The 26,360-nt window shown below is 66.2% G+C and carries 29 protein-coding genes; 17 read left to right on the top strand and 12 right to left on the bottom strand.

Features of this window, described 5'->3' with window-relative positions; all coding sequences use genetic code 11:
• Nucleotides 1-11 precede the first annotated feature (11 nt).
• Entirely contained in the window at nucleotides 12-899 is an 888-nt protein-coding gene (locus CYD53_RS01125) for a branched-chain amino acid aminotransferase (protein WP_092167263.1), read from the bottom strand.
• A 190-nt stretch (nucleotides 900-1,089) separates the two neighbouring features.
• On the opposite strand from CYD53_RS01125, the gene CYD53_RS01120 reads away from it, so the two are divergent.
• From CYD53_RS01120 to CYD53_RS01110, 3 genes are all read left to right on the top strand, one after another.
• A complete protein-coding gene (locus tag CYD53_RS01120; protein ID WP_103716295.1) occupies nucleotides 1,090-1,608 on the top strand; it encodes a MarR family winged helix-turn-helix transcriptional regulator in 519 nt (172 codons plus the stop codon).
• 112 nt (nucleotides 1,609-1,720) lie between these two features.
• Nucleotides 1,721-2,449, top strand: a complete 729-nt coding sequence (locus CYD53_RS01115; RefSeq protein ID WP_103716294.1) for a response regulator — start codon at nucleotides 1,721-1,723, stop codon at nucleotides 2,447-2,449.
• Nucleotides 2,450-2,547: 98 nt separating this feature from the next.
• A complete protein-coding gene (locus CYD53_RS01110) occupies nucleotides 2,548-3,903 on the top strand; it encodes an ATP-binding protein (RefSeq protein WP_425428257.1) in 1,356 nt (451 codons plus the stop codon).
• A gap of 127 nt (nucleotides 3,904-4,030) precedes the next feature.
• Here the strand turns inward: CYD53_RS01110 and CYD53_RS01105 are convergent, their stop codons facing one another.
• Entirely contained in the window at nucleotides 4,031-4,255 is a 225-nt protein-coding gene (locus CYD53_RS01105) for a YjiS-like domain-containing protein (RefSeq protein ID WP_103716293.1), read from the bottom strand.
• 104 nt (nucleotides 4,256-4,359) lie between these two features.
• Here CYD53_RS01105 and CYD53_RS01100 point away from each other — a divergent pair, with 104 nt between their 5' ends.
• Entirely contained in the window at nucleotides 4,360-5,283 is a 924-nt protein-coding gene (locus tag CYD53_RS01100) for a transcriptional regulator GcvA (RefSeq protein WP_103716292.1), read from the top strand.
• Between the two features lie 130 nt (nucleotides 5,284-5,413).
• Complete coding sequence (locus CYD53_RS01095; RefSeq protein ID WP_146055786.1) at nucleotides 5,414-6,103, top strand: alpha/beta hydrolase; 690 nt, start codon at nucleotides 5,414-5,416, stop codon at nucleotides 6,101-6,103.
• A gap of 18 nt (nucleotides 6,104-6,121) precedes the next feature.
• Here CYD53_RS01095 and CYD53_RS01090 read toward each other — a convergent pair whose 3' ends face one another.
• Complete coding sequence (locus tag CYD53_RS01090; RefSeq protein ID WP_103716290.1) at nucleotides 6,122-7,030, bottom strand: LysR family transcriptional regulator; 909 nt, start codon at nucleotides 7,028-7,030, stop codon at nucleotides 6,122-6,124.
• A gap of 98 nt (nucleotides 7,031-7,128) precedes the next feature.
• Here CYD53_RS01090 and CYD53_RS01085 point away from each other — a divergent pair, with 98 nt between their 5' ends.
• Nucleotides 7,129-7,752 (top strand): glutathione S-transferase, encoded by a 624-nt coding sequence (locus CYD53_RS01085; protein ID WP_103716289.1) that lies wholly within the window; start codon nucleotides 7,129-7,131, stop codon nucleotides 7,750-7,752.
• A 5-nt stretch (nucleotides 7,753-7,757) separates the two neighbouring features.
• Complete coding sequence (locus CYD53_RS01080) at nucleotides 7,758-8,669, top strand: pyridoxamine 5'-phosphate oxidase family protein (protein ID WP_103716288.1); 912 nt, start codon at nucleotides 7,758-7,760, stop codon at nucleotides 8,667-8,669.
• A gap of 114 nt (nucleotides 8,670-8,783) precedes the next feature.
• On the opposite strand, the gene CYD53_RS01075 is transcribed toward CYD53_RS01080, so the two are convergent.
• The 7 genes from CYD53_RS01075 to CYD53_RS01045 form a co-directional block, all read right to left on the bottom strand.
• Complete coding sequence (locus tag CYD53_RS01075; RefSeq protein WP_103716287.1) at nucleotides 8,784-9,317, bottom strand: GNAT family N-acetyltransferase; 534 nt, start codon at nucleotides 9,315-9,317, stop codon at nucleotides 8,784-8,786.
• A 30-nt stretch (nucleotides 9,318-9,347) separates the two neighbouring features.
• Nucleotides 9,348-9,701, bottom strand: coding sequence for a tRNA-binding protein (locus CYD53_RS01070; RefSeq protein ID WP_103716642.1), 354 nt, complete (start codon nucleotides 9,699-9,701; stop codon nucleotides 9,348-9,350).
• 2 nt (nucleotides 9,702-9,703) lie between these two features.
• Nucleotides 9,704-11,668: a methyl-accepting chemotaxis protein gene (locus CYD53_RS01065; RefSeq protein ID WP_210202271.1), complete on the bottom strand. Its 1,965-nt coding sequence runs from the start codon at nucleotides 11,666-11,668 to the stop codon at nucleotides 9,704-9,706.
• 104 nt (nucleotides 11,669-11,772) lie between these two features.
• Nucleotides 11,773-12,519, bottom strand: coding sequence for a TetR family transcriptional regulator (locus CYD53_RS01060; protein ID WP_103716285.1), 747 nt, complete (start codon nucleotides 12,517-12,519; stop codon nucleotides 11,773-11,775).
• 66 nt (nucleotides 12,520-12,585) lie between these two features.
• Nucleotides 12,586-13,407 carry a pyrroline-5-carboxylate reductase gene (gene proC / locus CYD53_RS01055; RefSeq protein WP_103716284.1) on the bottom strand — a complete coding sequence of 274 codons (822 nt, stop codon included), beginning with the start codon at nucleotides 13,405-13,407 and terminating at the stop codon, nucleotides 12,586-12,588.
• Between the two features lie 123 nt (nucleotides 13,408-13,530).
• The gene (locus CYD53_RS01050) at nucleotides 13,531-14,037 is read right to left on the bottom strand and encodes a type III secretion system chaperone family protein (protein ID WP_103716283.1); all 507 of its coding nucleotides are present in this window, start codon (nucleotides 14,035-14,037) and stop codon (nucleotides 13,531-13,533) included.
• 377 nt (nucleotides 14,038-14,414) lie between these two features.
• Nucleotides 14,415-14,669: an accessory factor UbiK family protein gene (locus CYD53_RS01045; protein ID WP_092167283.1), complete on the bottom strand. Its 255-nt coding sequence runs from the start codon at nucleotides 14,667-14,669 to the stop codon at nucleotides 14,415-14,417.
• 336 nt (nucleotides 14,670-15,005) lie between these two features.
• Between CYD53_RS01045 and CYD53_RS01040 the strand changes: the two genes are divergently transcribed.
• From CYD53_RS01040 to pth, 7 genes are all read left to right on the top strand, one after another.
• The gene (locus CYD53_RS01040; RefSeq protein WP_103716282.1) at nucleotides 15,006-15,566 is read left to right on the top strand and encodes a hypothetical protein; all 561 of its coding nucleotides are present in this window, start codon (nucleotides 15,006-15,008) and stop codon (nucleotides 15,564-15,566) included.
• Between the two features lie 278 nt (nucleotides 15,567-15,844).
• Nucleotides 15,845-16,789, top strand: a complete 945-nt coding sequence (locus CYD53_RS01035) for a ribose-phosphate pyrophosphokinase (RefSeq protein ID WP_103716281.1) — start codon at nucleotides 15,845-15,847, stop codon at nucleotides 16,787-16,789.
• A 16-nt stretch (nucleotides 16,790-16,805) separates the two neighbouring features.
• The gene (queC, locus tag CYD53_RS01030; RefSeq protein ID WP_103716280.1) at nucleotides 16,806-17,552 is read left to right on the top strand and encodes a 7-cyano-7-deazaguanine synthase QueC; all 747 of its coding nucleotides are present in this window, start codon (nucleotides 16,806-16,808) and stop codon (nucleotides 17,550-17,552) included.
• A complete protein-coding gene (locus CYD53_RS01025; protein ID WP_069692786.1) occupies nucleotides 17,542-18,105 on the top strand; it encodes a VUT family protein in 564 nt (187 codons plus the stop codon). Before queC ends, CYD53_RS01025 begins: the two co-directional genes overlap by 11 nt.
• Nucleotides 18,106-18,202: 97 nt before the next feature.
• Complete coding sequence (locus CYD53_RS01020; protein ID WP_245928025.1) at nucleotides 18,203-20,068, top strand: putative bifunctional diguanylate cyclase/phosphodiesterase; 1,866 nt, start codon at nucleotides 18,203-18,205, stop codon at nucleotides 20,066-20,068.
• A gap of 149 nt (nucleotides 20,069-20,217) precedes the next feature.
• Nucleotides 20,218-20,847: a 50S ribosomal protein L25/general stress protein Ctc gene (locus CYD53_RS01015; protein ID WP_103716279.1), complete on the top strand. Its 630-nt coding sequence runs from the start codon at nucleotides 20,218-20,220 to the stop codon at nucleotides 20,845-20,847.
• Between the two features lie 91 nt (nucleotides 20,848-20,938).
• Entirely contained in the window at nucleotides 20,939-21,553 is a 615-nt protein-coding gene (pth, locus tag CYD53_RS01010; RefSeq protein ID WP_103716278.1) for an aminoacyl-tRNA hydrolase, read from the top strand.
• Nucleotides 21,554-21,578: 25 nt separating this feature from the next.
• On the opposite strand, the gene CYD53_RS01005 is transcribed toward pth, so the two are convergent.
• Nucleotides 21,579-22,184: a hypothetical protein gene (locus CYD53_RS01005; RefSeq protein WP_103716277.1), complete on the bottom strand. Its 606-nt coding sequence runs from the start codon at nucleotides 22,182-22,184 to the stop codon at nucleotides 21,579-21,581.
• Between the two features lie 324 nt (nucleotides 22,185-22,508).
• Between CYD53_RS01005 and ychF the strand changes: the two genes are divergently transcribed.
• The 3 genes from ychF (at nucleotide 22,509) to CYD53_RS00995 (ending at nucleotide 25,015) form a co-directional block, all read left to right on the top strand.
• On the top strand, nucleotides 22,509-23,606 hold the full coding sequence (gene ychF, locus CYD53_RS01000; protein ID WP_103716276.1) for a redox-regulated ATPase YchF: 1,098 nt from the start codon (nucleotides 22,509-22,511) through the stop codon (nucleotides 23,604-23,606).
• Between the two features lie 123 nt (nucleotides 23,607-23,729).
• Entirely contained in the window at nucleotides 23,730-23,903 is a 174-nt protein-coding gene (locus CYD53_RS30075) for a hypothetical protein (protein WP_181011662.1), read from the top strand.
• A gap of 101 nt (nucleotides 23,904-24,004) precedes the next feature.
• Nucleotides 24,005-25,015 (top strand): MaoC family dehydratase, encoded by a 1,011-nt coding sequence (locus CYD53_RS00995; RefSeq protein WP_103716275.1) that lies wholly within the window; start codon nucleotides 24,005-24,007, stop codon nucleotides 25,013-25,015.
• Here CYD53_RS00995 and CYD53_RS00990 read toward each other — a convergent pair whose 3' ends face one another.
• Nucleotides 25,016-26,323: a GGDEF domain-containing protein gene (locus tag CYD53_RS00990; RefSeq protein ID WP_103716274.1), complete on the bottom strand. Its 1,308-nt coding sequence runs from the start codon at nucleotides 26,321-26,323 to the stop codon at nucleotides 25,016-25,018.
• Nucleotides 26,324-26,360: the final 37 nt, after the last annotated feature.

Here is a 26,360-nt window from a genome sequence, read left to right as displayed (position 1 = left end):
GAGCGTTTGCCTCACGCCGCCTTGGACTGCGGCCTGACCGCGGCTGAGTAATCCTCCATGATCACCTTGCCCATATTGCCGGTGATGAAGGAATAAGGCCCGATCTCGGAGACCAGCGTCACTTCGGCGGCCGAACCGGTGATGAAGCACTCGTTGAAGCTCTCCAGCTCCTCGGGGCGGATGCGGCGCTCGATCACCTCGAAGCCACGCTTCTTGCACTGCTCGATCACCGATTGGCGGGTCAGGCCGTTGAGAAAGCGGTCGGCGAGCGGGGTATGGACCACGCCGTCCTTGATGAAGAAGATGTTGGCGCCGGTGCATTCGGCGACATTGCCTTCCCAATCCAGCATCATCGCATCGGCATAGCCGGCGCGCTCGGCCTTATGCTTCGACAGCGAGCAGATCATGTAGAGGCCCGCAGCCTTGGCATGGACCGGAGCACAGGCCGGATCAGGCCGGCGATAGGTCGCGACGTCGAGGCGCACGCCCTTCAGCTTCTGCGCCATGTCGAACATGCTCGGCCACTCCCAGACCGCGATCGCGGTATGGATCGTGTTGTTCATGCCCGACACCGCCATCATCTCCGAGCCACGCCAGGCGACCGGGCGGATATAGGCGTCCTTCAGTCCGTTTTCCTTCAGGCAGAGATATTTGGCGGCGTCGAGCTCTGCGACCGAATAGGGGATCGTGAAATCCATGATCTCGGCCGATTTGTGGAAGCGCTGCGAATGCTCGGTGCCCTTGTAGATGACGCCGTCATAGGAGCGCTCGCCCTCGAACACGCAGGAGCCGTAATGCAGCCCATGGGTCAGTACGTGCACCTTGGCGTCCTTCCACGGCACGAGCTTGCCGTCGAACCAGATGACGCCGTCGCGCTGGTCGAAAGGAATGACTGACATGGGGTGCTCCTCTTGCACATCCGATTTTGAACATCCGGTTCGGCCAAACACCGCCACAACGGCGCAAACCGCGCAAGTCCGGACCAAAAAATGCGCGACGGCGGCCTATTGCGACATATTCCGTCGCCATGCACGCTTGACCGGTAATCTTACGTCTGAGATATGTCAACATCACTGACGTATAGCGGGGATGCTTCTGGTGACGGACACGCAGGCTCGACCGATCGACCCGGCGAAAGCCCCGGCAACGACCGAAGAGGTGCCCTTCGATCTGATCGAATTGCTGTTCTTCGCCTATCGCGATTTCGTCGGCGATCCCGACCGCATCCTGTCCGAATACGGCTTCGGACGGGCCCATCATCGCGTCCTGCATTTCGTTCTGCGGCGACCCGGCCTCACGATTGCCGAGCTGCTCGACATCCTCCAGATCACCAAGCAGAGCCTGAACCGTGTCCTCAAGGAGCTGGTCGAGACCGGCTATGTCGAGCAGCGCACCGGCGTCCAGGACAAGCGTCAGCGCCATCTCCACAGTACGCCGGCGGGCGAGAAGCTCGCACTCAGCCTGGTGCAATTGCAGGCCAAGCGCATCAACGCCGCTCTCGACGGCATCGGTCCCGAGGCGGCCCCAATCGTCGCACGCTATCTCGCGGGGTTGATCGACGCATCGGAACGCCACAAAGTGCTGGGATTCCTCGCCAAGCCTCGATGAGGGAGGGGGCCGGGGGCCAGCAACACGCCAGCGCCACCATGGCGTGCCAGAAGGATGGCTTGACCGGCATGCCGGGGCCGCCCCGGGCCGAAAACAAGGATGTGAACAGCCGATGGCCGCCGCCAGCGCGCGACAACCGCTCCCCGACGAAGCGCCCCATATCCTCGTGGTCGATGACGACCGCCGCCTGCGCGATCTGCTCGGCCGCTTCCTCGGCGACAATGGCTACCGCATCACCACCGCAGCCAGTGCCGCGGAAGCCGATTTGCGGCTGGCCAACTTCGTCTTCGACGCCATCGTGCTCGACATCATGATGCCGGGCGAGAACGGTTTCGATTTCGCCAAGCGCTTCCGCTCCGATTCCGCGATCCCGATCCTGATGCTGACCGCTCGCGCCGACAGCAAGGACCGCATCAACGGGCTCGAGCTGGGCGTCGACGACTATCTCGCCAAACCTTTCGAGCCGCGCGAATTGCTGCTGCGGCTCGGCAACATCCTCAAGCGCACGATCGTCGTCGATAGCGCGCAATCCGCGACACGCCCGGATTTCGTCCGCTTCGGCCCCTTCGTCTACGGGTTGGCGCGTGGCGATCTCCACAAGGGTGAGGAGATGATCCGCCTGACCGAGCGCGAGCGCGAAATCCTGACCGCGCTCGCCGAACGCGCCGGCGAGGTCGTGCCGCGCGAGCAGCTCGCCGCCCAGGGCAGCGCCGCCAATGACCGCACCGTCGACGTGCAGATGAACCGCCTGCGCCGCAAGGTCGAGCGCGACCCCGCCGATCCGCTTTATCTGCAGACCGTGCGCGGTGTCGGCTATCGTCTCGTGACGGATCGCGCGTGACGCCCGTGCAGCCCGCCGATCGCCGGTCGCGCCTGGCCCGGGCGGCAGGGCTGGGCCTGAACCGGGCGCTGGCGGCGGGCGCGCGCTGGCGCACCAACCTGAACAGCACACTGAAGCCGATCCTGCGGACCGCCGGCCGGCCGCTGCGCGGGGTCGCGCGCTACATGCCCAAGGGGCTCTATCCGCGCGCGCTCGTCATCGTGATCGCGCCGGTCGTGCTGCTGCAATCCGTCATCGCCTATGTCTTCATGGAGCGGCATTGGCAGACCGTGACGCAGCGCCTGTCCTCGGCCGTCTCGGCCGACATCGCCATGCTGATCGATGTCTATGAGAGCTATCCGCAGGACGCCGACACCACGATCCTGTCGCGTATCGCGGCCGACAGGCTCGGCATGGATGTCGATATCCTGCCCGATTCCGATCTGCCGGCGCCCGGCCCGCGGCCCTTCTTCTCCTTGCTCGACAACGCGCTCTCGACCGAGCTGAGCCAGCAGGTGGCGCGCCCGTTCTGGCTCGACACGGTCGGCCGCTCCAGCCTGATCGAGATCAGGATCAAGCTCGGCAAGAACGTGATGCGCGTCCTGACGCGGCGCAACTCGGCCTATGCCTCGAACAGCCACATCTTCCTGCTCTGGATGCTCGGCACCTCGCTGATCCTGCTGACGATCGCGGTCTTGTTCCTGCGCAACCAGATCCGGCCGATCCTCAAGCTGGCCGATGCGGCGGAAGCCTTCGGCAAGGGCCGCGACGCCGAGTTCCGCCCGCGCGGCGCGCGCGAGGTCCGCCGCGCCGGCAACGCCTTCATCGAGATGAAGCGCCGCGTCGAACGCTCCATCGGCGAGCGCACGACGATGCTGAACGGGGTCAGCCACGATCTGCGCACCATCCTGACCCGCTTCAAGCTTTCGCTCGCGCTTCTGGAGCGCTCCACCGAGATCGACGCGCTTGAAAAGGACGTCGACGAGATGAGCCGCATGCTGGAGGACTATCTCGCCTTCGCGCGCGGCGACGCCGGCGAAGCGCCTGTCGAAACCGACATCCGCGCTCTGCTCGAGGAATTGAAATTCGACGCGGAAAGGCAGGGTCACCAGACCGAGCTCGAGGTCGTCGGCGACCCGCTCGTCGTGATCAGGCCCGACGCCTTTCGCCGCCTGCTGACCAATCTCGTCTCCAACGCCGCCCGCTTCGGCGACCGCATCGCCATCCGCGCGATGCATGACGCGCGCTACCTGATCGTGATGGTCGAGGATGACGGCCCAGGCATCCCGCCCGAGCAGCGCGAGGATGTCTTCCGTCCCTTCTTCCGGCTGGATGAGGCCCGCAATGTCGACAGCGGCGGCACGGGGCTCGGTCTTGCCATCGCCCGCGACATCGCGCGCGCCCATGGCGGCGACATCATCCTGGCGGATTCCAGCCTGGGTGGGTTGCGGGCGACGGTGCGGCTGCCCGTCTGACCAGAGGCTGAAGGGGCTATGGCTCCGGTAGATCATCTCCGGAAGCCTGTCGGTAAACGCCAGCTCGTCCCAGCGGCAGCCGGGACGAGCTGTTATTCCTGTATGTCCCGCTGAAGCAGGCCTGCTGCTATCGGCGCTTCCAGAACGCCCAGCGGGCCGTCTCGTTCACCCGCTCCACATCGCTGCGCGACAGCGCGATGTCCGAGAGCGCGGAGTCGTCCATGCGGTATAGCGCCCGCGCGCTGGCCCGCGCCGCGAGCCAATCCTCCAGACGCAGGAACAGGCTGGAAAGCCCATGCGCGCTGCGGTGTGTGGTGAAGGCAAGATTTTCTGTGGTGGTCATGGCCGGCATGGCGGCCTCCTGTGAGAGATTTCCTGCCCATAAATTGGGGATTGTGGAGCCCGTAAGCAAATGAGAAGTTCTTCGCCCCAGCCCAAGCAAAACTTGGCCATACGATGACCCGCCGCCAGCTCCCACCCCTCACCTCCTTGCGCGCTTTCGAGGCCGCGGCGCGGCACCTCAACTATGAGCGGGCGGGCGACGAGCTCGCCGTCACGGCCAGCGCGGTCGGACAGCAGGTGAAGACGCTTGAAGCCTGGCTCCGGCGACCGCTCTTCATCAGACTGCCGAGCAAGGGCGTCGCGCTGACGGGAATCGGACAGCGCTATGCCGCCTCGATCTCGCAATTGCTCGACCAGCTCGACGAGGCCACGGCGCGGGCGCTGCGGCCCGATGCGTCGAACGTCCTGACGGTCAGCACCATGCCGAGCTTCGCCCTGAGCTGGCTGATCCCGCGACTGGGCACGCTCAAGCAGCGCCATCCCGAGCTCGAGGTTCGCATCTCGGTTTCGCTGCACCTGACCGACTTCGCGCGCGAGGACGTCGATGTGGCGGTCCGCTACGGGCCCGGTGGCTACCAGGGCCTGCATTCGGAGCTGCTGATGGCGGAGAGCTTCTTTCCCGTCTGCAACGCGGCCCTGCTCAACGATCCGGCGCGCCCGCTGCGCCAGCCCTCGGATCTGCGCCACCATACCTTGCTGCACGAGCACGTGGAGGGCATCCCGGACTACGTCACCTGGCCGAAATGGCTCGCCTTCGCCGGTGTCGACGACATCGACGCGACGCACGGACCGCGCTTCTCGCACACCTTCCTCGCCTTGCAGGCGGCAGCCTCCGGCCAGGGCATCGCGCTGGCGACGAGCGCCCTGATCGGCGATTATCTCGACGCCGGGCGCCTCGTCCGCCCGTTTCCGCAACAGTTGCAGAGCTCCTTCCAGTATTATGTGGTCTGCCCCGAGGCCTCCGCAGAGCGGCCCGCAATCGCCGCGTTCCGCAGCTGGATCCGCGAAGAGGCCGCCCAGCACGCCGATCTGCGCTGATCACGGCGGGCAGCCAGTGCGCCACGGCCGCCGCCCCGAATGGCAGTAGCGTCCTGCCACAGCTCATCGCATCATGGCCTGTGGCGAGCGCAGCACAGCTTGCCGATCGGGACGGGGGGAACAGATGATGGTGGCGACGAAGATTCTGTTGCTCTCGGCGCTGCTGCTGGCGCTGCCCTGCGCTGCTTCAGCCGAAGAGGTCGTCGAACTCGGCGGCGGCCTGTTCGGGGGCGGCCGAGCCTTGCTCAACAAGCCTGCCGGCAAGGCCCGGGCCGGGCTTGTTCTGCTGACCGGCGGCGACGGCTATGTCGGCATAAGCAGCGGCGGCGATGTCGCCCGGCAAGGCAACTGGATCGTACGCATGCGCGGCGCCTATGCCCGGAGCGGCATCGCCAGCATTCTCGTCGATGGCGACGCCGATCCGAGCAAGGCGATCGATGTCATGCGCAGCATCGCGCCGCGCGTCATCATTGTCGCGATGAGCCGGGGTTCGCTCAAGGTTCCAGGCCTGCTCGCGTCGCGGCCCGACGGCGTGGTCTTCGTCTCGTCGATGCTCGACGACGTCCGCGCCACGCTGGGCGATCCCTCGCGCCTGCCGCCGACGCTGGTCGTGCATCATCGCCAGGATAGCTGCCGCGTGACGCTGGCGGACTCGGTCGCGCCCTTCCAGAGCTGGGCTGGAATTCGCGCCAGGACGGTCTGGATCGATGGCGGCACCTCGACCGGCAATCCCTGTCAGGCGCGAGCCTATCACGGCTTCATCGGCCGCGAAGGCGCCGTCGTCTCCGCGATCACGAGCTTTGCGGGATCGCTGCGCTGATGTGTTCCTGAGGTCGCCTCAGCGGCCGGGCTCGGGCCGGATGACGCTCGTATGCAGCAGGCGGGAAGCCGCGAAATCGATGAAGGCGCGCACCTTCGGTGCCAGGCGCTGGCCGCTGGGCACCACGAGTTGGACCGGTGACGGCGACGGCTCGAATTCCGGCAGCAGGCGAACGAGCACACCCGCCGCGAGATCGTCGGCCGCCTGATAGGACAGCAACCGCGCCAATCCGCGCCCGGCGCGTGCCGCAATCAGCACCGCCTCGACCTCGTTGATGATGAGGCGCGGCGTGATCGCGATGCGCGAGGACTGCCCCCCTCCCCCAAAACGCCAGATCAGATCGCCGCCGGCGCCGACATTGGCGATGACATCGTGCCCAGCGATATCGGCAAGGCGCTTGGGCGCGGGCCGGCGCTGCAGATAGGCCGGAGCCGCTACCAATACGCACCTGACTTCACCGACCTTGCGCACGACCAGCCGCGAATTGGGCAGCGTCCCGATCCGCAGCGCGACATGCAGATCCTCCTCGATCAGATCGAGATTGCGGTCGGCCAGCACGAGCTCGACCTGAAGCTCGGGATGAAGATCGAGGAACTCGGCGACCAGCGGCGTCACATGCCTCCTCCCGAAGGCGAGCGGCGCGGTGACCCGCAACAGGCCGCGAACCGGCGCCGCCGCCACGCCGCCCAGCGATTCCTCGTAATCCGCCAGCATGCGTCGCGCCGCGACCGCCAGTTCCAGCCCGGCCTCGGTCGGCGTGAGCTGCCGGGTGGTGCGGGCGATCAGCCTTGCGCCGATACGCTCCTCGAGCCCGGCGAGCGCGCGCGTTATGGCCGGGCGCGAGCGACGCAGGCGCCGCGCCGCGCCCGCAAGGCTGCCGGCGTCGATGATGGCGACGAAGATCGCGAGCTCGTCGAGACGATCCACGGACTGTTCCGAAGAATGAAATTCTGAAGTCGACGGATAGCAGATTTTCTTGGGTGACTGGAACGACCATCTTGCGGGCATCCTTCAGCGAGGTTCCCATGACACAGCCCCGGATCGTTCTCCACGGCACGCCGCTCTCCGGCCATGCCCACCGCGTCGAATTGCTGCTGCTGGCGCTTGGCCTGCCTTATGAGCTTGCCTCTGCTCCCGCGGACATCCGCCGCAGCGACGCCTTCCGCAAGCTGAACCCGATGCAGCAGATCCCGGTGCTGCAGGATGGCGAGCTCACGGTCTGCGACAGCAATGCGATCATGGTCTATCTCGCCAAGCGCTACGGCGCAGGCAGCCATTGGCTGCCGGAGGAACCGCTCGCGGCGGCGCAAGTGCAGCGCTGGCTCTCGATCGCCGCTGGCGAGGTCATGCACGGGCCGGGCAGCGCCCGCCTGATCGCGCAGTTCGGCGTGATCGATGACCCTGCACGCGCCGGCCGGATCGCCAGCAAGCTGTTCGGCTTCATGGAGGAGCACCTGACCGGGCGCGACTTCCTCGCCGCTGAGCACCCCACCCTCGCCGACCTCGCCTGCTTCTCCTATGTCGCGCATGCGCCGGAAGGCGGCATATCGCTGGCGCCCTATCCCGCCTTGCGGACCTGGATCGCCCGGATCGAGGCATTGCCCTTCTTCAAGGCGATGCCCGCCTCGCCCTTGCCCAAAGCGAGTTGAACGCCATGGACGGGACGCCCTTCCATCCAGGCGAGCTCGAGGCGCAAGCCCTCGCCGGGGTGGGCACGCGCGGCGCCGGCATCCGCGATCTCATGCCGGAACAGCACCGCGTCTTCTTCGGGCAGCTGCCGCTGCTCTTCGCTGCACTGGGCGACGAGACGGGGCATCCGATCGCAACCGTGCTGAGCGGCGAACCCGGCTTCATCCGCAGCCCGACGCCGACAACGCTCGCGATCCGCGCCCTCCCCGCTTCCGATGATCCCGCCGCCCCTCACCTCAAGCCGGGCCAGCCGATCGGCCTGCTCGGCCTCGAATTCCCGACGCGCCGGCGTAACCGCGCCAACGGCCTGATCGCGGCGCGCGATCCCGGGGGGTTCTCGGTCGCGGTGACGCAGAGCTTCGGCAATTGCGCGAAATACATTCAGGCCCGGACGCCGCAGCCAATCGCGCCTGCCGATGGCGGCTCGATCGAGCCCATCGCGCGGCTCGACGACGCGGCGTGTGCCTTGATCGGCCGTTCCGACACCTTCTTCGTCGCCAGCACGAGTGGGGCGCGCAAGCTCGGCGGCCTCGACATCTCGCATCGCGGCGGCAGGCCCGGCTTCGTCGGTATCGACGGCGAGGTGCTGAGCGTGCCGGATTTCGCCGGCAACAACTATTTCAACACCCTTGGCAATCTGCTGCGCGATCCTCGCGCCTCCCTGCTCTTCATCGATTTCGAGAACGGCGCGATGCTGCAGCTTCAGGGCCACGTCGAGATCGTCTGGTCGGGGCCCGAGGTCGCACGCTTGACCGGCGCCGAGCGGATCTGGCGCCTGCGCATCACCGGGGGCTGGCGGCGCCACGCTGCCCTGCCGCTGCAATGGTCGCCGCCCGAACCGGCCGCGACCACGCTTGCGACCGGAGTCTGGGCCTAGAGCATTTTCAAGCGAAGTGGATACCGGTTCGCGTGAAGAAAATGCGCCAAAACAAAGAGGCAGAGTATTTCCGCATTTCGGAGCAAGGCGAAAAACTCTGGGACGTCGCCCGCCTCAATTCGCCTGCGGAAACCGCGCCAATTGCTGCGTTGGTGCACCCTCGAGCATGATCTCGCGCTCGAAGACGAAGCCGGATTTTTCGAGCACGCGGCGTGAAGCCGGATTGGCCGGGCGCACCAGGCCGATGACGCGCCCAGCCCGCAGCGGGCCGAAAGCGACCGCCAGGGCCTCCGCCACGAACTCGGATGCGAAGCCCCGCCCCCAGGAGGCAGGATCGAGATGATAGGACAGGTTGAGCCCCTCGACGCCTGGCTTCGCGGTCAGGCCGCCGAAGCCGATCGGCGCTCCCGATTGCTCGATCGCCCAGCGTCCGAAGCCATGCTGGCGCCAATGCGCGATGTCGCGCGCCAGGCGCTCGGCGCTCGCCGCGGGCGTGTCGGGAACCGGGTGTGGGCGATGCGCCACGAGCTCGGGTCGCTGGAACAGCGCGACCAGGAAGTCGAGATCGTCGGGCCGCGGGATACGCAGCACGAGGCGGCTGGACCGGCGGGAGGCTACGGCCTCATGCTGCTGCGAAGGCTCCGACATGCGCCTTTCCCTTAGAACCGCGTCGCAGGCTCAATAGAGCCGCCCGCCATTCGGCACGGCCAGGGTCGGCGCGAGCAGCACGACCTCGCCATCGGCGTCCGGTACGCCGAGCGTCAGGACCTCGGACATGAACTTGCCGATCTGGCGCGGCGGGAAGTTCACCACTGCGAGGACCTGCCGACCGGGCAGATCCTCAGGCCGATAATGCTTGGTGATCTGGGCCGAAGACTTCTTCAGCCCGATGGTGCCGCCGAAATCGATCACGAGCTTGATCGCGGGCTTGCGCGCCTCGGGATAGGGCAAGGCTTCGACGATCGTGCCGACACGGATGTCGACCTTGAGGAAGTCGTCGAAGCCGATCGTGGCGGCGGGTTCCGAAGAGATGCTCAAAATTCCTCCCAAGCCTTGTCATGGTCGCGTTTTGACATGGTCGCCGCCGCAGCGGCGCCCATGGTCCGCACCGCCCTGGGCGCAGCCGCGCGCGGCGCGGCGGCCACCGCCGCCTGCATCGTCCTGGCCATGGCCTTGAGCCCGCTGACATCGCCGCCGAGCTGGAAGCGTGCCACGAGCCCGGCGAGCCTGTCGGCCTCCTGCGAGAGCGAATGCGCGGCGGCGGTCGATTCCTCCGCCATGGCGGCGTTCTGCTGCGTCGCCTGGTCCATCTCGTTGACGGCGGCGTTAACCTCCTGCAGACCCGCCGCCTGCTCCTGCGCTGCACTGGCGATCTCGGCAACCAGCGAGGTCACGCGCGTGATCTCCTCGGCCATCCTCTGCAATGCGCCGCCGGTCTGCCCGACCAGCGTGACGCCCTTCTCGACCTCGACATTCGAGGCCGAGATCAGGCCCTTGATCTCCTTGGCGGCTTCCGCCGAGCGCTGCGCCAGCGCACGCACCTCGGAGGCGACCACGGCAAAGCCCTTGCCGGCGTCGCCGGCGCGAGCCGCCTCGACGCTGGCGTTCAGCGCAAGCAGATTGGTCTGGAAGGCGATCTCGTCGATGACGCCGACGATCTGCGAGATCTCGTCCGCCGATTTCTCGATGCCGCCCATGGCCAGCACCGCGTCACGCACGATCGAGGTCGACTGCTCGGCCTCCGCCTTGACCTCGCTCGTCACCTGGCTGGCGAGGCGAGCGCTCTCGGCGGTCTGGCGCACGGTCGCGGTCAATTCGTCCAGCGCCGTGGCGGTTTCCTCGACGGAGGAGGCCTGTTGCTCGGTGCGCCCGGCGAGGTCGTCGGCCGCCTGGCTGATCTCGACCGAGCCCGCCTTCATGCTCTCGGTGTTGGTCGCGATCTGCCGCATCGTCTCCTGCAGCGTCGCGATGGTGCCGTTGAAGTCGTCCTTCAGCTTGGCGTAGTCGGCGCTGAAGGCCTCGTTGATCCGGTAGGTTAGGTCACCCACGGCGAGCCGCTCGAGCCCGGCGCCGAGCGCCTGGACGACGCCCTCCTGCGTCCTGGACGCCTCGGCGCGCTCGGCTTCATTGTGCCGCCGCGCGCTGTCGGCCGCGTCGCGCTCGGCATTCGCCTGCGCCTCGACACGGGTTTTGTCGGCCTCCATCTCGGCTTTGGCGAGGCCGGCGTCACGGAACACGACGAGCGCCCGCGCCATCGAACCGACTTCGTCGGACCGTTCCTGATGCGCGATCGTAGTTTGCAAATCGCCGGCGGCAAGGCCGTTCATCGTGCTGGCGATCGAGGCGAGCATGCCGGAGGCGCGCCGGCTGAGAAAGATCACGACGCCGAGCATGACGAGGCCGAGCGGCACCAGCACCTTGGCGACGTCGCCGATCACGCTGTTGAACGCGGCGTCGACATCGTGGACATGCAGGCCAGAGCCGATCACCCACTGCCATTTCGGCACGGCGATGACATAGGAGATCTTGAGCGAAGGCTCCTTGTCCCCCGGCTTCGTCCAGCCATAGTCGATGAAGCCTGTGCCCTTCGTCTTGGCCAGTTCGACCATGTCCTTGACGAAGAACCTGCCGGTCGAATCCTTGAGCGGCGACATGTCGGTCGTTTCGATCTTCTTGTTGGCATGCGAGACGCTGATGCTGTCGAAGTTGACCACGAAATAGTAGTTGCCGTTGTCGAAGCGGGCATTGGAGATCGCGTCGATCGCCATCTTCTTGGCATCGGCCTCCTTCAGCTCGCCTTTCTCCGCGCGCGCGAGATAGCTGTTGACGGTCGAGGCCGCGGCTTCGACTGCATTCTTCATCTCGGCGCGCTTGAGCTCGATCATCTCCTTGCGCGCCTCGAACAGCGTGAAGCTCACGCTGCCGATGGCGATGATCGCGGCGAGAAGCGCGACCAGCCCGAAGGAGCGGCCGATCGACAACATGGCAAATTTCTTCATCAGCGACACCGCGGCCCCCGCGCAAAGTGAGATTCCCCACATTTGCGAGAAATGGCTAAGGACCGCTTAACGATGCCTCGTTTTCGCCATGATTCCGGCAGGCCTCAGATTGCCGGCACGTAGTCCTCGGCATCACCGCCGCGCGGGCGCTCATCACTGCGTTCCCGGCGGCGGATATGTGGCCGCTTGCCTGAGCACAGCGCCCGCGCCAGCCCGCGCAGCGGCGCGGTGAGCCTGTGAACGTCCTCGACGCGCGCCATGATCGCGCCAGCCGTCTTCAATTCGCGATCCAGCCGCGCCATCGTCCGTGACAGCTCGGGCTCGTCTTCGCCGAGCCAGGTCTCGCCGACGCGCGCCATCAACAGCACCGCGCCCTGCACACGCAGGCCGCCAAGCGCATCCTCGGTTGGGATGCCAGCCGAGGCGAGCATATAGCGCCAGGAGTTCACCGCACCACGATTGAGGGCGGCAAGTGTCAGCGGATCACGCCGGATGACCGGCACGATCCGGCGCAACCCCTCCTTATAGGGCGCGAGCGCATCGAGCCGGCGCATCACGAGATCGAACAGCCGCTCGCGGATGGGCTCGCCCGCGAGATCGTCGGAAGAGCCCGCCAGTACGGCGTCGTCGACGAGGCGCGTCAGCCCGCCGAGCATGGCGAGCTTCGAGGGAAAGAGGCCGCGCAGGCTGGAGAGCGACAGGCCAGCCTCCGCGGCAATGTCGCTGAGCTCGATCTCGCTCCAGGCGCGATTGGCGGCCAGCCGCATCAGCGCCTCGATTGCCCGCTTGCGCGGGTCGTCGCTCGGCGGCGCGGCGGTCTCGGATGTCGGGGAAACGGGTTTGCGGGCCATAGGAGATCTCCTCTCGCGACGCGATCCGATAAAACTAGGTCTCGATCGCGACCGTTGAAAGGCCGATCAGCCTGAAAGCTCCTCGGCGCGACGTTTAGCGGCAGCCACCGCCCGGCCCATCAGGGGCTTGAGCCCGTCATCGGCCATCAGGACCTCGAGGGCCGCGGCCGTGGTCCCGCCCGGAGACGTCACGTTCTGGCGCAGGGTCGCAGGCGAAAGCGACGACTGGAACAGCATCTCGCCCGCCCCCTCGATTGTAGCGCGCGCCAGCCTCTCGGCGATATCGAGCGGCAAACCCGCCGCCGCCCCCGCGGCCGCCAGGCATTCGACGAGATGGAAGACATAGGCCGGGCCGGAACCGGAGACGGCTGTCACGGCATCGATCAGGTTCTCGTTATCGAGCCACTCGACCTTGCCGATGCTGCCGAGCAGCGCATCGGCCATCGCCCGCTGCGCCGCGCTGACGCCTGGTCCGGGAGCCGCCGCCGTGGCGCCGCGCTGCACCGAGGCCGGCAGGTTCGGCATGGCGCGGATCAGCGCGGTCGCGTTCGGCAGGCGCGCGGCGAGATCACCCAGTGTCTTGCCGGCGAGGATCGAGATCAGCAGCGTCTTGGGATGGATGAAGGCCTGGACGGCAGGCGCCGCCGTGTCGAGCATCTGCGGTTTGGTCGCGAGCACCACGACCTCGGCCGGAGCGATGGCGCCCGGCGCGGGGTTGAGCACCATGCCCTTCTCGGTCGCGAACGCCACCATCTCGTCGGAGGGTTTGGGATCGATCAGGCTGATGCCGGCCGGATTCATGCCGATGCGCAGCCAGCCCTCCAGCATCGCGCCCCCCATCTTGCCCGCACCGATGAGGACGAGGGTCTGCGGCAAGGGGTTGGACATGGCGGTCTCTCGCAAGGCGGTAACGGACGTCATGCCCAGGCTTGCCCCGAGCATCTCTCTTTCAGGAAGCCTTCTCGTCATGAGACGCCCGGGTCAAGCCCGGGCATGACGAAAACCGAAAGCTCAGGCCTCGCCGACCGTTTCCAGCATCGCGCCCTCGAGGCCTTCCTTGGCCGTCTTTCCCGCCCAGACGACGAATTGGAAGGCCTGGAAATAGCGCTCGCAGGCCTCGATCGCCGCCTTGATCAACGCGGCGGCCTGCTCGTCGGTCGGCTCCGCCCCGCCCGAGAGCAGGAGGGCGTGGCGATACATCACCACGTTTTCCGAGCTCCAGAGGTCGAAATGGCCAAGCCAGAGCTGCTCGTTGACGAGGCTGACGAGCTGCAGCACCTCGGCCCGGCGGCGGTCGGGCACCTTCAGGTCGAAGGCGCAGGCGATATGGATCGCCTCGACCTCGGCAAGCCAGGTGATGGCGACATGATAATCGGCCCAGCCGCCCGTGACCGCGACGGAGAGTTCGTCGTCGCTGTCCCGGTCGAAGGTCCAGTTGTTGAGGGCGGCTAAGCGTTCGATCAGGTCGAGGGGGTTGGAAGGCCGGTCGAGTTCAGCATCCAGGTCAAGATCCATCATGCCCTAAGGTCCAACTGCCGCTGCCCATCGGCTGACGGGGACGGCACGTTCGAGAACGGGAACACGGCGACTGGAAAGCGCAACGGACACAACCCGACTGCCGGAACGCGCTAGTCTGCGCCCCGTTTCCGGCGGCAGATCCCGAGGCGCGGGACCGACCGTCGAATCAACTCTCTTCCTCGACGATAGCGCAGGCGCTGTGACGCTCCCAACACGGCGTGAAGCTCTTCGGATTCGGGGGCGCGGCTCAAGACCCGGCCACGCCTGTCCACAGCACATGGTTGTGGATGGCGCGACCTAAGGGCACGCAGGGCGCGAAACCTTCACGGCCAGGCATCGGGCCTGGTTTCGGAGATCTGGCATCAGGACTTGGCTTTTCAGGATTTGGCTTTCTTGCCTTCCAGCGCCGCCAGGCGCTGCGCCAGCTTGTCGTTTTCCTCTCGCGCCAGCAGCGCCATCTCGCGCACGGCTTCGAACTCCTCGCGGGTGACCACGTCCATGTCGCGCAGCAGGCGCTCGATCTGCGTCTTCACGACGGTCTCGACCTCGCGGCGCACGCCCTGGGCCGCGCCGGCGGCATCCGTGGCGAGACGGGCGATGTCGTCGAGGAAGCGGTTGCTGGTGGTGACCATGGGGCTCTCCGAAAAGGGGCCTCGTCAGCCCGCGCTGGCCCACATATGGGCGACAAGGACAAAACCCGCAATCTTTCGCGCACCGCCCATGCCGACCGCCATGCCGCATCCGCCCGAGCGCTCACCGACAAGATCAGCCCGCCCCGGAGCCGCCTTGTGGGGCTCTGATCGATTCGACGACCGAGCTGGCGACACGCCCGGGACGGGTCGATTTCATGGGCGAAAACCGCATTGAGGCCCTAAATCTCCCCGAACTGGACCTCGCCATCGGTTGAGCTTACAACCTGCGGCGCAGTGAACAGCAATCCAAGCTCGAACCAACCGAGCGGAGGCGTCATGATCCAACGTTTGAGCGGCCTCGTCCTGGGGCCGGTGGCAGCGTTTGCACTCGCTGGCTGCCAGGAAACCACGACGGCGGCACGGCAGCGGGTCGATGCGCCCGGCGTGCCCGTGTCGGTTCAGAGCATTACCGGCGCACCCGATTCGGTGACGACTCGCTTTGCCGGCCTGCTCGGCGAAGCGGCGGCCGAGCGCAGCATGGAGATCGTGCCCGGCGACAAGCCCGCCCGCTTCCGGGTGCGCGGCTATCTCACGGCACAACCGACAGAGGACGGCCAGACCTCGCTCGCCTTCGTCTGGGACGTTTATGATGCGGGCAAGAAGCGCGCCCAGCGCGTCCAGGGCGAGAGCCTCGGCAGGCGCGGCAGCGGCACCGATCCCTGGGCTGGCCTCGACCAGACCATCGTCGCCAAGGCAGCTTCCGAATCGATGGATGCGATCGCGAGCTTCCTGGTGACGGCGCCCGCTGTGGAAGCGCTGAATCCCAGCGACAAGACCAAGGGCAAGACTGCGGCGGGAGCCAAGACCGCTTCGGCAACAGGCAGCAAGAAGCTCTAGGATTCGAGTTCCTCTCTGGGCGGGCTCGACGCTTTCCACCTCAGCCAGCTGGATCCTGGCATTGTGCTGACGGTCGGGCTGCGGCCGCGCCTCGGCCACGGGTCTGAGCCACCCTGGCGCCGCGCAATCGCGATAAAGCGCCCAGGGATAGGCGGTTTTGCACGCTTCTGTTGCAGTGCAGCGGTCGACTCGCTGTCATCTCGCTGTTATGAGCCCTGCGAAATGAGCCAGCTTTCTGCTGGTCCAGCCCAGCCAAGTCTCAAACGGTGCGCCCCGGCATGCCCTCTTCGATCAAAGTCGTCGCCGGCAATTCAAACCGGCCGCTCGCGGAGGCGATCTGCGCGCATCTCGGCATTCCTCTCGCCAAGGCCTCCGTCAGGCGCTTCGCCGACATGGAGGTCTTCGTCGAGATCCAGGAGAATGTGCGCGGCCAGGATGTCTTCATCATCCAGTCGACCTCGTTCCCGACCAACGACCATCTGATGGAGTTGCTGATCATCACCGACGCGTTGCGCCGCTCCTCGGCCAGGCGCATCACGGCGGTGATCCCCTATTTCGGCTATGCACGGCAGGACCGCCGCGCCTCCGGCCGCACGCCGATCTCGGCCAAGCTCGTCGCCAACCTGATCACCCATGCCGGCGTCGACCGCGTGCTGACGCTCGATCTCCACGCCGGCCAGATCCAGGGCTTCTTCGACATCCCGACCGACAACCTGTTCGGCGCCCCCCTGATGTCGCGCGACATCAAGGAGCGGCTCGACTGGAAGAACGCCATGGTGGTCTCGCCCGATGTCGGCGGCGTGGTCCGGGCGCGCGCGCTCGCCAAGCGCATCGACGCGCCGCTGGCCATCGTCGACAAGCGCCGCGACCGCCCCGGTGAATCCGAGGTGATGAACATCATCGGCTCGGTCGAGGGGCGCTCCTGCATCCTGCTCGACGACATCGTCGATTCCGGCGGCACGCTCTGCAATGCCGCCGAAGCGCTGCTCGACCAGGGGGCGAAGGACGTCTACGCCTACATCACCCATGGCGTACTTTCAGGCGGTGCAGTGGCTCGCATCGCCAACTCCAAGCTCAAGGAGCTGGTGATCACCGATTCCATCCTGCCGACCGAGGCCGTGAAGGTGGCGCGCAATATCCGCGTCATCTCGATCGCCTCCCTGATGGGCGAGGCGATCGAGCGCACGGCAAGTGAATCGAGCGTCTCCAGCCTGTTCGACTGAGGCAAGGAGTGGTCTGATGGCGGCAGCGGCCTCAGCCAGTGAAAGCCGGGCGCTCGTGCTGTTCTCCGGCGGCCAGGATTCGACCGTCGCTCTCGCCTGGGCGCTGGAGCGCTTCGCCAACGTCGAGACCGTCGGCTTCGACTATGGCCAGCGCCATCGCATCGAGCTGGAATGCCGGCAGAGCATTCGCGACAAGCTGCCCGCCCTGCCCACGCTCCATTCGGAACGGCTCGGCCCCGATCATCTCGTCGACCTCAGGGCGCTGGGCGCGATCTCCGACACGGCGCTGACGCGCGAGACCGAGATCGCTTTCGCTGAGACCGGGCTTCCCACCACCTTCGTTCCGGGCCGCAACCTGATCTTCCTCTCCTTCGCCGCGGCGCTGGCCTATCGCCGCGATTGCAGGCACATCGTGCTCGGCGTCTGCGAGACCGACTATTCCGGCTATCCCGACTGCCGCGACGACACGATCAAGGCGATGCAGGTCGCGCTCGGACTCGGACTCGACCGCAGGCTCGTGCTGCACACGCCGCTGATGTGGCGCGACAAGGCGCAGACCTTCGCTCTGGCCAAGGCGCTCGGCGGACAGCCCCTGCTCGAGCTGGTGGTCGAGGACAGCCATAGCTGCTATCTCGGCGACCGGGCGACGCGCCATGCCTGGGGCCATGGCTGCGGCCATTGCCCGGCCTGCGAATTGCGCGCCAACGGCTACTCCGCCTATCTGATTTCTCCCGACGACACCGGACCAAGCCATGACACTTGACCAGCAGCGCCGCACCGAGGGTCTCGTTGCCCTCGCCCTCTTCGCCCTCACCATCCCCGCCGCGAATTGGCTGATCGGCAATGCCGGCACGGTCTGCGTGCCCAATGGCCCATGCCTCGTGCCGGTTGCGCCCGGCATCGCCGCGCCGAGCGGCGTGCTGATGATCGGCCTCGCGCTCGTGCTGCGCGACATCGTCCAGCGCCGGCTCGGCCCCGTCGCCGGCCTCGGCGCGATCGCCGTCGGCGCCGCGATCTCCGCCTTCCTCGCCCCGTCCGCCATCGTCCTCGCCTCGGTCGCCGCCTTCCTCCTCTCCGAGCTGGCGGATTTCGCTGTCTATACGCCGCTTCAGCGCCGCCGCTTCGTCACGGCCGTCGTCGCATCGAGCATTGTCGGCCTCATCGTCGACAGCATCGTCTTTCTCTGGCTCGCCTTCGGCAGCCTGGATTTCGTCGCCGGCCAGATCATCGGCAAAGCCTGGATGGTGCTGTTCGCACTGCCGTTGATGCATCTGCTGCGTCGCCGCGATGAGCGGCTGGGGCTGATGCCGGCCTGAAGTCGTTCGCTCGAAGCAGACAATTCGACACAACGCCGCAACGCGGGTTTCACGCCCCGGTCCCATAGTCGCTTCCTCATAGGAAACGAGTACCGCGATGCGGGTGATGGATTCGGTCGAACGCCTACAATCCTTGCAGAACGAGACCCTTGAGGCGATTGCGCGCGGCGAACCGCTGGCCGCGATTATGGACAGCCTCTGCCGGCAGGTCGAGGTGATCGCACCCGGCGTGATCTGCACCGTGATCGCGGCGGACACCGAATACAGGCTCAAAACGCTGGCCGCCCCGAGCCTGCCGCAAGACTACTCGACCGCGATCACCGGAACACCGATCGGTCCGACGGTCGGCTCATGTGGCACGGCGATCCATCGCGGTGAAGCGGTCGAAGTCACGGACATCGAGAACGACCCGCTCTGGGCCGATTACAAGGCGCTGGCCTTGCCGCTCGGGCTGCGCGCCTGCTGGTCGAGCCCGATCACGGCGCGGGACGGCCGCGTGATCGGCAGCTTCGCCTTCTATTACAAGCAGCGACGCGGCCCCAACGATCTCGAGCGCCAGATCGTGACGACCTGCCTTCATCTCTGCGCGATCGCGATCGAGCATGAGGAGGTCGGCTCCCGCAATCACAGGCTCGCTTATTACGACACGCTGACCGGCCTGCCGAACCGCGTGCATTTCAATGACGCCATCGCCCGCATGACCGCCGCGTCGCCCCTGGCTTTCGGCCTGATGCTGATCGACATCGATCACCTCAAGACGATCAACGACACCATGGGCCATGTCGTCGGCGACGCGCTGATCGAGACGGTGGGCGCGCGGCTCGCGCGGGTCGCCGTCAACGGCATGGCCTGCCGGATCGGAGGCGACGAGTTCGCCGTGCTGCTGCCCGATTGCTCCCAGACGACGCAGCTTCGCTCGGTGGCCTGCGGCATTCTCGCCGCCATGCTCACACCATTCGAGCATGACGGGCACAGCATCATCCCGAGCGTCACCATCGGCGGAGTCCTCGCCGGCGAGGACGGCACGGACAGCACGACCCTTCGGCAAAATGCAGATTTCGCGCTCTACCATGCCAAGGAGACGCGACGCGGCGGCTATGTCCACTTCCGGCACGGCCTGCGTACCTCGATGACGCGGCGCATCCAGACGATCCGCAGCGTTGCGGACGCCCTGACCGAAGGACGCATCGTCCCCTACTACCAGCCGATCATCCGTCTCGACACCGGCAAGATCGTCGGCGTCGAGGCGCTGGCCCGGATGCGCCTCGACGATGGCAGGACCGTCGCGGCCGGCGAATTCCACGAGGCCATGCTCGATCCCAAGATCGCCTACCGGATCTCCGGGCAGATGCTGGCCGCCGTCGCGGCCGACATGGCCGCCTGGAAGCAGGCCGGCATCCACGTCCAGCATGTCGGCCTGAACGTCACCTCCGCAGACTTCCAGAAGGGCGATCTCGTCCAGCGCATCAGCAAGACCTTCGAGCGCTTCAATCTCCCGCTGGAACATCTCGTCGTCGAGATCACGGAGCAGGTGTTCATGGGAGACCGCAAGGACAGCGTCGCCCGCACCATGGCAGCGCTGCGCGAACGGGGCATTCTCGTGGCGCTGGACGATTTCGGCACCGGCTTTGCGTCGCTGACGCATCTGCTGGATTTCCCGGTCGACATCATCAAGATCGACCGCTCCTTCGTCGGCGGCATCGAAAGCGGCGCCAGGAGCAGCGTGATCGTCGAGGCGCTGGCCGGGATCGCCAACCGCCTCGGCATGAAGGTCATCGCCGAGGGGATCGAAACGCAAGGGCAGTCCGAGCGATTGCAGGTGATCGGTTGCCGCCTTGGCCAAGGCTATCTCTACTCGCGCGCGGTTCCCGCTGGGATCGTCACCGACTTGCTGCAGCATCTCGGCGAGAGACCCCGGGCGCAGACACAGCAGCCTGCCGCCATCACGGCCTCCGCCGCCTGAGCGCGCGGATCTCCCGTCACGGACTTGAGATTGCCGGCCAATTCGCTTATGAGCCTGCCAGCACCCGACTGACACCCTTGGAGGCACGGGCGCGAACCGAAAGAGGCCGCCAGCTGGCGGCCTTGTCATTTGAAGCAAGGACTAAAATCATGACCGCCGTGAAGCAAATCGAGGCTTCGGCGCGCGCACAGGTCGGCAAGGGGGCCGCCCGTGCAGTTCGTCGTCAAGGCCTTACACCTGCCGTGATCTATGGCGGGGGCGCTGCTCCCGAAGCCATCGCTCTCGATGCCAACAAGACCCGCCTCCTGATCTATGGCGGACATTTCCTGACCACGCTGTTCGAAGTCAGCGTCGACGGCAAGAAGACGCGCGTCGTCCCACGCGACTATCAGCTCGACCCGGTCAAGGATTTCCCGATCCATGTCGATTTCCTGCGCGTTGCGGCAGGCCAGACCATCAAGGTCGAAGTGCCGGTGCACGTCGTCGGCCAGGATGCCTGCCCCGGCCTCAAGGCTGGCGGCGCGATGCAGATCGTCGAGCATGCCGTTGAGATCGACGTCGCTCCCGAGAGCATCCCGGAATTCCTCGAGGTTTCGGTAGCCGGGCTGCAGATCGGCGCTTCGCTGCATGGCGACGCGCTCACCCTGCCCGCCGGCGCCACGCTGCTCTCGCGCGCCGACATCACGCTCGTGACCATCGTCCCGCCGATGGGCGAGGAAGCAGAGCCTGCGGCTGAGGCCGCTGCCGAGGCTCCCGCCGCTGAGGCCAAGAAGGCCTGACAAGTCGGGCCCGACCGGCACGAGCACTGCCTGATACGACAGGAACGGCCGGGTTTTCCCGGCCGTTTCGCCATCTGCCGGACCCATCGCCATGCTGATCTTCGCCGGACTCGGCAATCCAGGCGCGCGTTATGCGCGCAACCGCCACAATATCGGCTTCATGGCGGTCGAGACGATCGCGCGCGCCCATCGCGCCTCGCCCTGGCGCGCGCGCTTCCAGGCCGAGGCCTGCGAGGCGACGATCGGCTCTGAGAAGGTCATCCTGCTCAAGCCCCAGACCTATATGAACGAATCCGGCCGCGCGATCGGCGAGGCGGCGCGCTTCTTCAAGGTCGCGCCTGAGGATGTCATCGTCTTCCATGACGAGCTCGACCTCGCCCCCGCCAAGCTGCGCATGAAGCTCGGCGGCGGCAATGCCGGCCATAACGGCCTGCGCTCGACCACGGGTGCGATCGGTAACGAGTATCGCCGCGTCCGGATGGGCATTGGCCATCCCGGCCTCAAGGAGCTCGTCCACGCTTATGTGCTGAACGATTTCGGCAAGGCGGAGCAGCCCTGGGTCGAGGATCTTTGCATCGCCTGCGCCGACAATGCGACGTTGCTCGCCGCCCATGACGATGCCGGTTTCCAGAACAAGGTGCATCTCTTCATGGATGCGCGCGGCCATGGCGCGGTGAAGCGGCTCGGCGAGAAGACCCCCGAATAGATCGAGAGGTCGAGGCCTCAGCCCGTCACAGCGGCAATTGCGCGCCTGCCTTGGCGATCGTGATGCGGTTGGTAACGAGGCTCCCATCCGGCTGCCGGTTCGCCGTCAGCGCGATCTGCGCGCCCGCCGCCAGATCCGAGGCCTGCGCCGGCGCCGCCATGATGATGTTGGCATCGGCGGTGATCGTCACCTTCTGCTCGCCGCCGGGATAGCTCAGCACGATATTGGCGCCGTCGACGCGGGTAACCGTCTCCGCCACCGTCGCATTGGTCATGGTCGATTCGGGCAGGACGCTCCAGGGCCTGTGGCCCTCGCCGGTGCCGCGCATCGCCTCGGGAAAGATGAAGACCTGCACGGCGAGCAGCGATCCATCCGCCTGCGGCCGCGCGCCGACGCCAATGAAACCGCCCTTCTTGATGTCGGCGACGGAGGCCTTGACCACGCCGCCGACCGCATAGCCCGGGGCCAGGGCAACCGTGACGGCATCCCCTGCCGGGGTCTTGAGGCTCAAGGCCGAAGCCTCGACCCGTTCGACCGTACCCCGGACGCGCGTGGTCGGCGCCTGGGCCTGCACCAGGCTGGACACGAAGATGATGCCGGCGGCAAGCAGGCTGGCGGGAACACGGCGCATGACAGAGGTCTCCGAATGCGGCCCGGCATGCCGCCACAGCCTGCCCTATGTCGTGCATGCTCCCGCCATCGTCGCCATGCACGTTCGCGTGAGCCTCTAGGCTGAGAGCGTTTTCGAGCGAAGCGGACACCGGTTCGCGTGAAGAAAACGCGTCAAAACAAAGAGCTAGAGCTGTTGAACGATCCAACTGGATCGGAAATTGCTCAAGCCTATTGCAGCGCGGCATCTTGTGTTTATCGCGCCTCGCCCCCAATAAGGCGCGAACCATTCACGAGAGCATCAGCGCGACCGCGATATTGGCGGCGACGCAACGGACCAGCCATCATGGGTTTCAAATGCGGTATCGTCGGCCTGCCGAATGTCGGCAAGTCGACCCTGTTCAACGCGCTGACGCAGACGGCGGCGGCACAAGCCGCGAACTATCCCTTCTGCACGATCGAGCCCAATGTCGGCGACGTCGCCGTGCCTGACGATCGGCTTGAGCAGCTCGCCGCCATTGCGGGCTCGAAGGAGATCATCCCGACGCGGCTGACCTTCGTCGACATCGCCGGCCTCGTGCGCGGCGCCTCGAAGGGCGAAGGGCTCGGCAACCAGTTCCTCGCCAATATCCGCGAGTGCGATGCCGTTGCCCATGTCGTGCGCTGCTTCGAGGATGGCGACATCACCCATGTCGAGGGCAAGGTCGCACCGATCAACGACATCGAGATCATCGAGACCGAATTGATGCTCGCCGATCTCGAAAGCCTCGAGAAGCGCGTGCTGCCGCTGGAGAAGAAGGCCAAGGCCGGCGACAAGGAGGCCAAGGAGCTGGCCGATCTGATGAATCGCTGCCTCGTGCTGCTGCGGGAGGGCAAGCCTGCACGATTGGTGCAGGTCGCTGCCGACGAGCGCAAGATGTTCGAGACGCTCGGCCTGCTGTCGTCGAAGCCCGTGCTCTATGTCTGCAATGTCGAGGAAGCCAGCGCCGACAAAGGCAACGCCTTCTCGGAAGCGGTGAAGCTGCGCGCGGCCGAGGAAGGCGCGGTCGCCGTCGTCGTATCCGCCAAGATCGAGAGTGAGATCGCCGTCCTGCCGGCGGCCGACCAGAGGGACTATCTGGAGGCGGTAGGCCTGGAGGAACCTGGCCTCAACCGCGTCATCCGCGCCGGCTACACCCTGCTCGACCTCGTGACCTATTTCACCGTCGGCCCGAAGGAAGCCCGCGCCTGGACGATTGAAAAGGGCACCAAGGGGCCGGCCGCCGCCGGCGTGATCCATAGCGATTTCGAGAAGGGGTATATCCGCGCCGAGACGATCGCCTATTCCGACTACATCGCCAACAAGGGCGAGGCCGGCGCGCGTGAGGCCGGCAAGTTCCGGCTCGAAGGCAAGGACTATGTCGTCGCCGACGGCGACGTGCTGCATTTCCGTTTCGCCAACTGAGTCGGCTTTCCGGAGCGTCGGGCGGGGCAGCTATGCGCCGCGCTCATGAAAGATGACGAAACTGTAAGTTGAATTGCCTCTTCGTCAGGCAGATATCTCATGAACGCAGCAAGGGAGGTTCCGATGGACACTCTCGAGACCGTGTTCGAAACCGCAAGCGGCTTTGCCGGCATCCTGGCAATAGTCTCCAATGAGCTGGTTCTTGGCCTGGGCGTGGCATTTGGGCTGATCATCTGGCTTGTCACCGGACGCAGGGACGACGCAACCGATACAAAGCATCAGCCTCGGCATCTGTGAGCGGCCGGCGCAGCCTGCACGCGGCATTTGCACGGACAGGCCTTCCACCCCCGTTTCGGCGTGATACACCCTCGGCGCATTGCAAGCCGAGGGTGCGCTTCATGATCTGTTTCGAGGATTTCATTGCGGGCGAGACGGCGCAGGCCGGCAGTATCGGCATCTCGCAATCCGACATCATCGCCTATGCCTCACGCTATGACGCGCAGGACTTCCACACCGACCCGATCGCCGCCAAGCAGAGCTTCGTCGGGACCCTGATCGCCTCGGGCTGGCACAGCTGTTCGCTGTTGATGCGGCTGATCGCGGAAAATGTCCTGCTCGACTCGACCGCGATGGGCGCACCTGGCATCGACGAGGTCAAATGGCTACGGCCGGTCAAGCCGGGCGATCGATTGAGCGCGCGCCGCACCGTGCTCGAAAGCAAGGCTTCGCGCTCACGGCCGGAGATGGGGCTGGTGCGCTTCCGCTTCGAGCTCCTGAACCAGCGCGACGAACCCGTGCTCGAACAGACCAACTGGATCATGTTCGGCCGTCGCGGCTCCTCCATCGCCCCCTATCCCGGCAACTGGCTGGCGCATTCGTCGCATTATGTCCGCCCGACCGTAGAGAGCTCGCTCGAAGCACCGCGCGCGGAGATCGAGCCGGCGCGTTTCTTCGAGGAGCTGGAGATCGGCAGCAGCCATGAGCTCGGCAGCTTCCTGTTCACGGATGAAGAGATCATCGGTTTCGCCCGCTCCTTCGATCCGCAGCCTTTCCACATGGATGCGGAGGCGGCCGCCAAGAGCTCCTTCGGGCGCCTTGCCGCCTCAGGCTGGCATACCGGCTCGGTCTGGATGGCGGCGATGGTCGCCCATCGCAAGCGCCAGGTCGCAGCCAGCCTGCCCGAGACGGCGCCACGCCTGGGCCCCTCGCCCGGCTTCAGCAATCTGCGCTGGTCGAGGCCGGTCTTCGTCGGTGACCGCATCACCTATCACTCGGCGGTGACCGACAAGCGCGCCAGCGCCTCGCGCCCGCAATGGGGGCTGTTCTTCCACCACAACACCGGGGTGAATCAGCATGGCGAAGAGGTCTTCAGCTTCGACGGCTGCGCCTTCGTGGAGCGCCGCTCCTGATCAGCCCGCGATCTGCAGCGGCATCTGCGGCAGATCCAGGATCTCGATGCGATCGCGGCCGTTGCGCTTGGCCGCATAGAGGGCCTCGTCGGCGCAGGCATGGAGGCGCGTACCATCCAGCGGGCCTTCATCGGCGCAAAGTCCGATCGACACGGTTACATCAGCCAGATTCGGGTGCAACGCTCGCCATGGCGCCCGCGCCAGGGCGGTGCGGATGGCAACTGCGATCTGATAGGCCGCCTCGATCCGCATGCCACCGAACAGGATGCCGAACTCCTCGCCTCCGATCCGCGCGACGAGCGCCGTGGCCGACGAGACCTGCCTAGCCACGACATCGGCGATGGCCTTGAGGCAGGCATCGCCCACCAGATGGCCGAAGCGGTCGTTGATCGTCTTGAAATGATCGACATCGATCATCATCAGCGCAAGCGGCTGCGCCAGCGCAACGGCCTCTGCAAGGCCGGTTACGAAGCGGCGGCGGTTGGCAAGGCCGGTCAGCCCATCCGTCTCGGCAAGCTCCGCCAGCGCCGCATTGGCCTGGCGCAGGGCCTCCTGCGCCTCCAGCAGCTCCATCTGCTGGCGTTTTGCGGAAGTGATGTCGGCATGGGTGAAGAAACCGACGCCGTCGGCGCTGTGCCGCGCGATCACCCTGAGCCAGCGCTGCCCCGGCAATTCGATCTCGAAAGGCGCACCATCATAGCGCAGGCCGTTACGGATGGCGGCGCGCCAGGCGCCGGCCGGCGAGGCATCGCGCCAGCACCAGGCGATGATCTCGTCCAGCGTACGGCCGACGACGGTGTGGCCGCGCGGCAGATCGTAGAGCCGGGCGAAGGCATCATTGGCCGCGATGATGCGATCCGACGCGTCCAGAATCGTGGCGCCATCGGGAATGAAGGGCAGCGCGTCGATGATCGGCAGCGCGAATGCCGGCGAGCTGCCGGCGTGGCGCTCGTTGTCCAGCCACTGCCACAAGCGCACGCGGCCGCCATCGGGCGCGCGCAGCGAAGAGGCGCGCAGGCGGCGGCCATGATGCTTGAACTCGAACGGCTGCGTCTGGTTCTCGTGGCGAGCGACGCCCTCCGCGATGTAGCGCTCGATCTCCGGCATCTCTTCGGGCGACAGGCGGCCGCTATAAAACCGCCGCAGATTGTCGCGATAGGACTCCCCGACGAAGATCTCGCCATCATCCTCGGGGAAGAATTGCAGGAAGGTGCTGTTCCAGCCCATAGCGTTCATGCATTCATCGTACTCGCAAGCGGCAATGCCGAGCATGTCGAGCGAATCGTACAGATAGCGCGAGAGCTTCATCCCCCAGTCATTAGGCGAGAGGCCTTAACAAGCAGTA

The organism is Allobosea psychrotolerans (genome assembly GCF_002917105.1).
Lineage (GTDB): Bacteria > Pseudomonadota > Alphaproteobacteria > Rhizobiales > Beijerinckiaceae > Allobosea > Allobosea psychrotolerans.
Note: the sequence above shows the minus strand (reverse complement) of the source record. Positions and strands in the feature narration are given on the sequence as shown.